This window comes from uncultured Zhongshania sp., from assembly GCF_963975605.1.
GTDB classification, from domain to species: domain Bacteria; phylum Pseudomonadota; class Gammaproteobacteria; order Pseudomonadales; family Spongiibacteraceae; genus Spongiibacter; species Spongiibacter aquimaris.
The window spans coordinates 424,878-436,248 of sequence record NZ_CAXBHN010000001.1; the positions used below are offsets into that span (position 1 = coordinate 424,878).

Annotated in this window: 7 protein-coding genes; 5 read left to right on the plus strand and 2 right to left on the minus strand. The window is 48.7% G+C overall.

Features of this window, described 5'->3' with window-relative positions; translation table 11 throughout:
* Positions 1-10 precede the first annotated feature (10 nt).
* Entirely contained in the window at positions 11-3,283 is a 3,273-nt protein-coding gene (locus AAC007_RS01815) for a hypothetical protein (RefSeq protein ID WP_339674391.1), read from the plus strand.
* Between the two features lie 970 nt (positions 3,284-4,253).
* On the opposite strand, the gene AAC007_RS01820 is transcribed toward AAC007_RS01815, so the two are convergent.
* Both AAC007_RS01820 and acs read right to left on the minus strand, forming a co-directional pair.
* Positions 4,254-4,730, minus strand: a complete 477-nt coding sequence (locus AAC007_RS01820) for an Lrp/AsnC family transcriptional regulator (protein WP_339674392.1) — start codon at positions 4,728-4,730, stop codon at positions 4,254-4,256.
* A gap of 391 nt (positions 4,731-5,121) precedes the next feature.
* Positions 5,122-7,086 carry an acetate--CoA ligase gene (gene acs, locus AAC007_RS01825; RefSeq protein ID WP_295877774.1) on the minus strand — a complete coding sequence of 655 codons (1,965 nt, stop codon included), beginning with the start codon at positions 7,084-7,086 and terminating at the stop codon, positions 5,122-5,124.
* Positions 7,087-7,308: 222 nt separating this feature from the next.
* Here acs and AAC007_RS01830 point away from each other — a divergent pair, with 222 nt between their 5' ends.
* From AAC007_RS01830 to AAC007_RS01845, 4 genes are all read left to right on the plus strand, one after another.
* Positions 7,309-8,619 carry a DcaP family trimeric outer membrane transporter gene (locus tag AAC007_RS01830; protein ID WP_296434421.1) on the plus strand — a complete coding sequence of 437 codons (1,311 nt, stop codon included), beginning with the start codon at positions 7,309-7,311 and terminating at the stop codon, positions 8,617-8,619.
* An 89-nt stretch (positions 8,620-8,708) separates the two neighbouring features.
* Positions 8,709-8,978: a DUF4212 domain-containing protein gene (locus AAC007_RS01835; protein WP_295877758.1), complete on the plus strand. Its 270-nt coding sequence runs from the start codon at positions 8,709-8,711 to the stop codon at positions 8,976-8,978.
* Between the two features lie 11 nt (positions 8,979-8,989).
* Entirely contained in the window at positions 8,990-10,723 is a 1,734-nt protein-coding gene (locus AAC007_RS01840; RefSeq protein WP_295877757.1) for a sodium:solute symporter family protein, read from the plus strand.
* A gap of 86 nt (positions 10,724-10,809) precedes the next feature.
* Positions 10,810-11,310, plus strand: coding sequence for a hypothetical protein (locus AAC007_RS01845; RefSeq protein WP_295877756.1), 501 nt, complete (start codon positions 10,810-10,812; stop codon positions 11,308-11,310).
* The last annotated feature ends 61 nt before the right edge of the window (positions 11,311-11,371 follow it).

Genomic DNA, 11,371 nt, shown 5'->3' on the forward strand with positions numbered 1-11,371 from the left:
GGGAAGGACTATGAAAAATCGGATTTTCATCCTAATGATGGCCGCGGTACTTGCTGCATGCGCAACTACTGGTGACGAATCGATTTCGTCCTCCACCAAAAAATCTCCCTATCCGCCAGCGGCGGCAATATCTCCAGTGCAAGACGGCGAGGCTCTTTTACAGCGAAACGACGACGTCTTTACTCTCTATCTTTTTGTGGATTACCTTCACGCTGGCGGTGATATGGGTATTGCTCTGAATGGTTTCCCCAGTACTTTGGCATTGCAATTAAATGATGTCATGGTGGGAAATTTTCTGACGGGGCAGGCAATCAAACTCGAACTGTTGCCGAATCAGGATTACTCCTTTGCTGTAAAAAACGCGTTTTATGATAAGGACAGCGGAAAAACTGAGCTGTCACTTAAAGCCGGCGGTGCCGGTGAGTGGGCGGCGTGGACTAGTACGGATCCCCTTTTTGTTGGTAATGAGCCCAAGTTAGAGGCCTTGTCTTGGGATGAAGTTCGGGACAAGGTAAAGAAAGAATACACATTTGTAGAGCCTTATATCGCCAGGGCAGCATTGGCCCTGAAACCCTCGTCTATTCCAGATCGTTTGAAAGACTGTAATCATGCCGATGACGCGGCTTTGTGCCAGAGTGGCTTGATATCGGAAATGCCGGCGTCGCTGCGTAGCGGCGATGTGAGTGAGATTGTAGCGGCTATTCTGGATGATGGTGCAACGCCTTTGGTCGCTGCGGCGTCAGGTGGGTTACCGGCAGCTAAATCGCCCGCTACTGCCCCGTTACCGGCAGCTCCTGCCACAGCAGAAATCAACTATGAAGACCCGTTATTCCAGCCTTTGAATGGCATTGATCTTTCGCAGTACAAGAATGCGGGCGACGGTTTACTGTTGATAGGTAGGAAGGGTGAGTACGACCTATTGCTCACCGAGCCGGGAACACGTTTTGAAGTATATAGAGGTACGACCGGGGCGCCGGGGATAAAGGGTCGGAAATTTTATTCAGGCTATATGCTACGTTGGAAAAAGAATCAGGGTGAGCCGATGCCATATATTGGGCGTCTGACTATGTATGGCAAAGATAGCAGCCGCGCCGTCTATACAGGGGCCTTTTCTGCACTTTATTACAAAGAACACTGGCTCAGTCAGACCCGTGCGAATGCTAGGCTCTTTAAACAAGGAATTGAGGAGCGCTATGACTCAGATAACGTTTTGACTCGAAAACGTTATCTTATCAACCGCTACCACACTTACTACTACAAGTTTGACGAATATCGTGATTATCTGGCAAACACGGAATGGACTGATCGGAAAATTTTATTGACATCAGCTACGGGCAAAAAAAGTGCTATCTACACCGAGGTAAGCGGTCTGCCTGAGTTTGAGTTTGTGCTGCCGGCCCCTGAGCAATTGACTAGCTTGACTTCTTGGAAAACGGATCGTGACTTGTTTACCCGCGAATACTCCCTGTTCGATCTGTTTAAGAGTAGAGGAATCAATGCCGATAATTTGTTGTTGAGGCCTTTCAAGCCGACACAAACGAAGTCAAACGTATATGAAACAACGGGCCCACGTCATGCCTGGATCAATGAAGGGCAATCGGCCTTTGTATACAGTGCCATGACGGGAAAGAGCTATTTGCAAGCTTATCAGAAGGCGCCAGCCTTGACCTTACCGGCTCTGAAGGAGATTGTTATTAATGGGCAGCTGAGCGTCAACCAGCAATGCCTGGGTAAAACCCAGGGGATGGTGGTGTTGTCTGGACAGTGTGACGCTGACGCGCCGCTGTTTCCGTTAACGGTGATGACCCAATTGTCGGCTAACCAGTACGTCGTTAATGTGTGGTCAGATATTGACCGTCGCAGTGTCTACCTTTTAACCGGAGGGCAGTTCCCTAAGGAGGCGTTCTACCGTTGGTCTGTCGATGCCTTTATGGTTGAGCAAACGGTTGAGTCTGAGGTAACACTGACCGCATTGGCCACGGGCAATGATCCGTTCTCGGACAAATTGGTTCAGTTTGCAAGCCAGGGGCGAGATCAGCAGACCTGCAGCAAGATGGTCGCGGCGGTTACTGACGCTGAAAAGGCCTTGGACTTTGATCCAGATATTGAAAGGCGTCTTTCGAAATACGAATACGTGTTGGACGATTTTTGGGGTGACATGGGCGCCTCCATCAATCGCATCAGCGCCACGCACACACCAATGACCGATTTCGAGGAATATGTTTGGGACGACCTAGTTAGCATGGAAAAGGATGTTGATCAGCGTCTGGACGCCCTCAATCGCTACAAAAATGTTAACAACAGTTCTTGTCAGCCGAACCCTGAGCGCATGGCGCAGCTCGTAACGGCGCTTAGTGGCTTTAAACAGAACCTTTCGGATTCGCTGGATCAGCTTAACCGCAGCTATTACAAGCAGGCATCAGATCTTACCAACGATATATATTACTGGACCAATCGCCTGAAGGAGGCCAAACGCAATGCGGCAATGGCACAATTCCTCGGTAAGCTTCAGTCCTCTTTAAACGCTGATCGGTTGGCAAAAAAGGCACAGCGCGAATCTATGAACCGCAGCATTGCGGCGGCGAGAAAGTCGGTTGATGACCAAATCGCTGATGTTAAAGCGCGTAATGCAGTCTATTTAGCCAGTCAACATTCGGTGGTAAAACAGCCCGCAAATACCATCATTGTCCCAGTTGCTATGCCGTCTAAGTCATTAGATACAACTGGCGGTGGGAGCGTTTATATAAATGGTAAAGTATCCAATCGCCTCAGCACAAAGGATGCGATCGCGCAGGCGCAAGCGAAAACTAAACGGCTTAAGGATGAGCGGCAAGCCGGTGCCATGGCATCCGGTTCTGGCTCAGTGGCCGCTGCCGCCGCGTCAGTCGTCAACACTACGAAAGGAAGTGGAGATGGTGGTGCTGCTGTTTGTGTTGCGACGGGACGGAATGGGAACAATATTAAGACTGACCTCGCATATGTTTACACTTTTGATCGCAATATTACGCCGTTGAAGGCTGACGGGCTGGCACGACAGCTTCATGCTGCTGAGCACAATACGACGCCATCGTGCGAACGCAATGATGAAAATCAGGTTGGCGCGCTAGTGGTCGTGATATGGCAGGGGAAGGATTACAGCGGGGCAAATAATCAGACCTACGGTATGGGTTTTGGTCAGTCGATTGGCGCGGCAGAAATGGATGCGGTGAACAACTTGGCGAATCGTAATTGGAATTGGGGCAGCTCAATGGGTTATGAGGTTGTGTTTGCTAAGCAGTATTGAAAATTTTCGGGCACTTATGGTTCTAGTACGCTTTTCTTAGGGTGGCGCTGACTTGGAGATAGTTCTTTTAACGGCTTTACTTGGAAGTACTTGCTCAAGTACAAGCCGACAATTGAGTGGTAAGTATTTTGATCCGTTTTGGTGTGTTGCCTCAATATATTAGATGTTGTCGGTTTTCGGTTGCCGACTAGGCGCCAGTGTTAGTTGATTTATTGCCTATTTTTACAGTACTGCATATAAAGATAGCCCCCTAAATAGGGGGATGTGCATTGTTTTGAATCTGACTATATTTATATGCAGAGTGCGCTGCTAGCTTCAAAACTCATATCGGGTATTTGCTTGTGGCTGTTGCAAATGATCATGGCTGAATTTGCAATATGTTTACTCCCTATCTCATAGTTCGGCGTTTGCGCCGATATATGAGGGGGCACAGGGACGTGCCACCTTCATTGATCTAAGTTTCAAATCCCCCGAGCGGTGGCTAAATGCCGCAACGTTGAATATAGCGCGTAGGTTTTGTTCGTATAGGAAGTTTCGCTGCGCAGGGTTTGTTCTATCTTCAGTTTAGAGTTCATGATCATATCGACGAGCTCTTTTAGCTTGTCTGAATATCTGCTTAGTTCGGGTAGATTGTCGGTACGATAAATAGGAGTACATAATCCAAGCGAGTATTTGACGTCGAGATGGCGCTGGAGTAAAAACGAGTTGGATCTGACATAAGTTTCTTTATGGGTAAAGCAGCATGATATTAATCATGAAAACGGAATTTGAAAATCTTCAGCAGAATAGTGCGCATTCCTTTGAGATGGATACCAATACCAATAAGCAGGTCCTTAAGATATATCGCGATGATGCCTTGATCGCAAAAAAGATAAAGATTAAAAAATCGATTCGATACTTTGGTGTGCAGGGATATAAAGCTTTCTTGAGCCCATCTTGAGCTTATATCCCAATTGTACGGACTCAGTGATTAAAGTTGAGTTTTTAGTGGTAGCTCGGTGGTGTTTTTGATTTCGGTTACCGCGATATGGGAATGAATTTCGCGAATCATCGGAAGGCATAGTAAGCGGTCTCGCACAAAGCTCTCGTAGTTCCGAATATCTTTTACAATAATTTTAAGCATGTAATCCCAAATGCCGGTCATGGTGTAGCACTCCATCACCTCATCAAAATTTTGCACTGAGTGTTCAAATTCCTCCAGGTTTTGGCGACCTGATGTGGTGAGGTTGATCGTTGCGAAAACCACCAAGTCCATTCCTAGCGCGTGACGATCAAGTAGGGCGACTTTTTTGCGAATAACGCCATCTTGTTCTATACGGTTAATACGTCGCCAGCAGGGTGACTGGGACATTCCTACGATATCCGCAACGTCACTTGATGTTTTACTCGCATCGCTTTGAAGGATGCCGAGAATGCTAAGGTCCTGTTTGCTTAGTTCAGTACTCATAGTGCAGGCCTAATCTAGATATTGAATATTTTACGGTTGATTTACGCAGATTATGGCCTTTATTGGGTCTATTTAGAATGTATATTCGGCATTTGTTGGGCTAGATATTCCCCTTGTGTTGATACTTCTGCCGATGATCAGGCGGGATTGAGGGTGTGGCTAGTTAATTCAAGGTGCGGACGAGCGAGTAGCGACAAGCTCCGTGATATCTCTCAGCTGTTTTATTATTTTGATGCATCGAGTATAAAAAAGCCCCGACTGGCGGGGCAAGCTTATAGCAAATGTCATTTTTCAAACCAGAGTAGTGCGCTGCACTTTAATGATCCACACCGCTGTCGATGGGTGCTATCCGCTAAGCTAGATAGCTCAGCGGCTAATATCCTTTCAGCCTCTATGATACCTCGTTGCCTAAAATTGCACGCCGCTCATCTATTAATCGGGCGACCACTGACGGATCAGCTAAGGTAGAAATATCGCCCAGGCTGTCGTAATCGTCGGCGGCAATTTTGCGAAGAATGCGGCGCATAATTTTACCGGAACGTGTTTTCGGTAGATCGTCGGCCCACTGAATCACATCGGGGGAGGCAATCGGGCCGATTTCGGTGCGCAGTGTCTGACGCAGCTCGGTAAGGAGTTCAGCACTGCTGTGCTGACCTTCTACCAAGGTCACATAGATGTAGATGCCTTCACCTTTTATATTGTGAGGGAAGCCCACTACGGCGGCTTCGGCAACCGCCGGATGCCCAGCCAAAGCGCTTTCTAGCTCTGCGGTTCCCATGCGGTGTCCCGATACATTTAACACATCATCTACCCTACCGGTAATCCAGTAGTCGCCATCTTCATCGCGGCGAGCTCCGTCGCTGCTGAAGTAGTTACCTGCAAAGCTAGAAAAATAGGTGTCGGCAAAGCGCTGATGATCGCCAAGGATGCTGCGCATCTGGCCTGGCCAGCTATCACAGATAACCAGATTGCCGTTGGTGGCCCCAGTCAGAACCTTGCCCTCGTTGTCTAGCAGTGCGGGTTGAATTCCAAAGAAGGGCTTGGTGGCCGAACCGGGTTTTAATTCAGTAACACCGGGCAGTGGCGTGAGCATCACGCCGCCGGTTTCGGTTTGCCACCAGGTGTCCATTATGGGACAGCGGCCGTTACCGAATTTTTCAAAGAACCATATCCAAGATTCTGGATTAATGGGCTCGCCGGCAGTACCAAGTAAGCGCAGTGAATTTCTGTGATTACCTGCCAGTGCTTCGTCAGCTGTTGCCATAAGTGCGCGGATGACTGTCGGGGCGGTATAAAGAACATTGACCTGATGTTTGTCAATAATACGGCCTAGGCGACCGGCATCGGGATAGTTGGGCACACCTTCATACATCACGCAGCTTGCGCCGTTCAACAGGGGTCCATACACGGCATAGCTGTGGCCAGTGATCCAGCCGATATCAGCCATACACCAGTAGGTGTCATCGGCTTTGTGGTCGAATATATAATGGTGACTTAGGGACGTGTAAACCAGATAGCCGCCGGTGGTATGTACAACGCCTTTTGGCTGGCCGGTTGAGCCAGAGGTGTACAGGACAAACAGCGGATCCTCGGCATTCATATTTTCTGCGGCACAGGTAGTTGACTGACCGTCAACCAGGGTGTGGTACTCCACGTCTCGCTTCGGATACCAATTTACTTCATCGTTGGTGTGACGGAGAACCAATACGGCTTGCACGAAATCTGCTTTGCATAGTGCTAGGGCATCATCCACATTGTGTTTGAGGGGGACGCTTTTGCCTCCACGCCGTCCGGCATCGGCAGTAATAACCAGTTTTGATTTGCCGTCGCTAATTCTTCCCGCTAGGGCCTCAGGTGAAAAACCACCAAAAACCACCGAGTGAACCGCACCAATGCGGGCGCAGGCCAGCATGGCAATGGTCGCCTCAGGCACCATGGGCATATAAAGCGTAACGATATCGCCTTTTTTGATGCCCAGTGATTTGAGGCCGTTGGCGAGCTTACAGACTTCGTCGAGCAGTTGTTGATAGCTGTACTTGCGGCTAGCTTCGTTCTCGCTGTCGGCTTCCCATGCGAGTGCTATTTTATCACCCTGTTTTGCGATATGCCGGTCTAGGCAGTTGTGGCTGGCGTTGAGCTGGCCATCTTCAAACCAGCGGATATCGAGATTGTCTTTGTCAAAATTAGTGTTTTTGATTTTAGTGGGGAAGTGATTCCAATCAATACGTTTAGCAATCTCTGCCCAGAAGGTATCTGGGTCAGTTATCGATTGCTGGTACATCGCTTCGTACTGCTCTGCGCTGAGATTAGCTTGCTTGCGAACGGCTTCTATCACTGGGTAGCGGGTTGATGACATCACATATCCTCCTTTATTTTGTTGGAAGTATTCCCTAAGCAGTAGCCAATAGAAATTAGACCTTAGTCGAGCGACCGATTAAAAGTGGATTGAAACTGAGGCTCGTAAATGAGCGAAAGTTTCTTAGACTTTAGTCTACACATGACTAATGGCTAATACTCAGCAAGCCGTTCTCGGCCTATAAACACTAGGCATGATCAAATTCCAACGGGAGCGAAACCAATGAAAGATAATAACAAGCAACGACGACTTCTTGCCTTAACGTCGATATTGGCGGCTTTACCGCTTAGCCTTTCTACAATGTCAGCATCTGCTGAAACCCTAGAGGAGCGGGTGGCTAGATTAGAAGCCGCGCTTGCAGACACCCAAACGCAAAAGGAAGAAAAGTCATTGGGGAAAACCACCTATAGCTTTGGCGGCTATATCAAACTGGATGCCTTGGCCAGTAAGTTTAGCGGTGGCGAGCGGCCGACATCGACGGTTGGCGACGATTTTTTAGTGCCATCTACTATCCCTGTTGGCGGCGAATCTGGCGACGCCAATTTTGATATGCAGGCGCGCCATTCACGGATTTGGTTTAAGACCGTTACGCCTACAGAGGCGGGTAATATATCCAGTCATTTGGAAATGGATTTTGGCGTCAATCAGATTGGCGACGAACGTATCAGCAACTCATCGGTGACCCGAGTTCGTCACGCCTTCGTTAACTGGCAGTATGATGAAAATAGCTCACTGCTTGCTGGTCAGACTTGGTCTACGTTCTTTAATGTTTCCACCCTCCCTGAAACCCTGGATTTTGTTGGACCGGTTGGCACCTTGTTTGAGCGTCAGTCCCAGGTCCGCTGGACTCATGGTTTAAGCGACGGGCGTTCGTTGATGTTTGCAGTTGAAAATCCATCAAGCGGTCTCTACGGCGCGGCAGGTTCAGCTGCGGGTGCTAGTGCTTATGATAATAATGCCCTGCCCGATATAGTGTTGCGCTATAACGTCAGTACGGGGAATGTTTCCTATAGCTTGGCAGCATTGGTTCGGGAGATCGCCTACAAGCAGGACTTCAGCAATAGCATGGCAGTGAACATTAGCGGCGATGATAGTGAAATAGGTTACGGCCTTAGTTTTGCTGCGATATGGAAACTGGGCGCCGATGATATCAAACTGCAGTTGAATGCCGGTGATGCGCTGGGGCGCTACCTAGGTATACAAAGTTATCGCGACGGCGTGATAAACGATCAGGGTGATATTGAGCTTATCGATCAAGTGGGTGGCTTTGTTTCCTACCGTCATTTTTGGACCGATAAGTGGCGTAGCACCTTTGTGCTATCAGCCTCGTCTGCAGATAACCCCGATCAAGTCGCTGGCACTACGGCGTCCTCCTATGAAAGCGTTCATGGCAATCTTTTATACAGCCCCGTTAAGGCACTTACTCTGGGCGCCGAATTTATTCACGCCACTAAAAATATAGAGGCTCCTGTGAACGGTGACGACAGCGGTGATCTCGATCGGCTGCAGTTCAGTGTGAAGTATGATTTTTAATAGGGCGACTAAAGTCCAATGGAAGCTAAGCAGCGCTGGCAGGCATACTTGGCCTGTCAGTTTTACAAATAACAAGAAGGAGAAGAATCATGGCGTTTAAATCCAAAGAGATGGCCAAAGCTTACTGGCGAGAAAATGTCAGGCTGATGTTCGTGCTCTCAATTATCTGGTTCATCGTGTCCTTCGGTTGCGGGATCCTGTTTGTCGATACCCTCAATCAATTTCGGATCGGTGGTTTTAAGGTGGGCTTCTGGTTTGCGCAACAGGGTTCTATATACGTTTTTGTGGTGCTCACCTTCGTGTACGCATCGAAAATGGGCAAACTCGACCGTAAATACGGCGTTGATGACGAGAGCTGAGGACTGACACCATGGAATTACAAACTCTGACATATATTGTGGTGGGCTTTACCTTTGCGATCTACATTGGTATTGCGATTTGGGCTCGAGCGGGCTCCACCAAAGAATTTTACGTGGCGGGTGGCGGTGTTCACCCCATTGCTAACGGTATGGCCACAGCGGCTGACTGGATGAGTGCGGCGTCGTTTATTTCGATGGCTGGGCTGATTGCTTACATGGGCTATGGTGGTTCGGTTTTCCTGATGGGGTGGACCGGTGGTTTCGTATTACTGGCGATGTTTTTAGCGCCCTACCTGCGTAAATACGGCAAGTTTACAGTGCCCGAATTTATCGGTGATCGCTTTTACTCCAACACCGCGCGCATGGTAGCAGTGGTTTGCCTTATTATTATTTCGGTAACCTACGTTATTGGTCAGATGAAGGGGGTTGGGGTCGCATTTTCCCGTTTCCTGGAAGTGAGCTATGAGGTGGGTTTACTGGTTGGGATGACGATTGTCTTTATCTACGCTGTTGTCGGCGGGATGAAGGGCATCACGTATACCCAGATTGCGCAGTATTGTGTACTCATTCTTGCCTACACCATTCCGGCGGTGTTTATCTCCTTAAACCTAACCGGTAACCCGATTCCTCAGCTGGGTATGGGTAGTACCATTAGCGGTACAGATGTGTATCTGCTGGATCGACTTGATCAGGTTGTTACTGAGATAGGCTTTTCTGATTACACTAACCATGTGCGTGGCAGTACGCTGAACATGTTCATGTATACCTTGTCGTTGATGATCGGTACGGCGGGTCTTCCTCACGTTATTATCCGTTTCTTCACGGTACCTAAGGTGAAAGATGCGCGGACGTCTGCGGGTTGGGCTTTGATCTTTATCGCCTTGCTATACACCACTGCTCCAGCGGTTGCGGCCATGGCGCGTTTGAATCTTCACAACACCATCAACCAGCCTGGTTCTGCCGAGAGTTTGGAATATGCAGAACGTCCACAATGGTTTAAAAACTGGGAGAAAACTGGGCTGCTGGCATTTGAAGATAAAAATGGCGACGGCTATATTCAATATACTCCGGATGCGACAAGCAATGAGATGGTCACCTTAGATAGAGATATCATTGTGCTTGCTAACCCCGAGATCGCTAAATTACCGAACTGGGTGATTGCATTGGTGGCAGCAGGTGGTCTTGCAGCAGCATTATCTACCGCAGCTGGCTTACTGTTGGCGATTGCGTCGGCAATATCCCATGATTTGCTGAAGGGGGTGATGATGCCGGATATCTCCGAAAAAGCTGAGCTGCTGGCGAGTCGGATTGCGATGGCGGGTGCGATAGGTGTAGCGGGGTATCTGGGGTTTAATCCGCCCGACTTTGCCGCCGGGACGGTCGCCTTGGCCTTTGGCTTGGCAGCGTCTTCCATCTTCCCAGTGTTGATGATGGGTATCTTTAATCGCCGTATCAGCAAAGAAGGTGCAATCGCGGGGATGGTTGCCGGTATAGGCGTAACCTTGTTCTACGTTTTTCAACACAAGGGCATTATGTTTGTTGCCAGTACCGCCTTCCTTGGTGATATGAAAGAGAACTGGTTCTTTGGTATTGAGCCCAATGCGTTTGGCGCAGTAGGTGCGGTTGTCAATTTCGCAGTAGCCTTTGCGGTATCGGCTGTGACTAAAGCGCCTCCACAAGACGTGCAAGATTTAGTGGAGTTCATCCGGGTGCCAGTTGGTGTTGAGGCTGCCCAGGACCACTAAAACGAAGTAAAGGAGCTAGCGGCGGCCTGTGTGGGCCGTCGTGTTTTCTTGAGTTTGACGATGTTCAAACCCTAGGATGAAAAATAATGTTAACTAATAAACACTTTATCGCAGCGATGATTATCACGCCTATCCTTTCCATCCTGGCGTATTTCGCGGTTGACTTTTGGGTGACTGAACCCGCTTTGCCACCCGTAAAGGGCGAGACCTATCCACTGGTTTCAGGTTCAAAGTGTCGCTATGAAAGCGGGAAATGTATTTTGACTAATGGTAATTTCAAAATAGTGATTCATGCAGATCGGCCCAGCGAGGGCGTGCTGTCATTGCGCATGGTTTCAGATTTCCCCTTGCAAGACGCCAAGGTTTCACTGGCTGATGAAGATGATGTCGACGGTCTGCCCAGCGATATGATGGCAACCGCTGGGGATGGCAAGGAATGGCTTGTCCTTCTTGATGATCAGAATAAGACCGAAATAAGGGTAGTGGTTGCCGCCGGTGATAATTATTACTACGGCAGTAGTGGCTTGATTTTTACCCACTATGAAACTGGTTACGGCCAAGACTTTCGACATTCCGTTAACAACTAAGCGGGACTTGTCTGATTTCTGGGCTAGCTTAAGACCTGATATTGCTGTCTGAACATGTTGT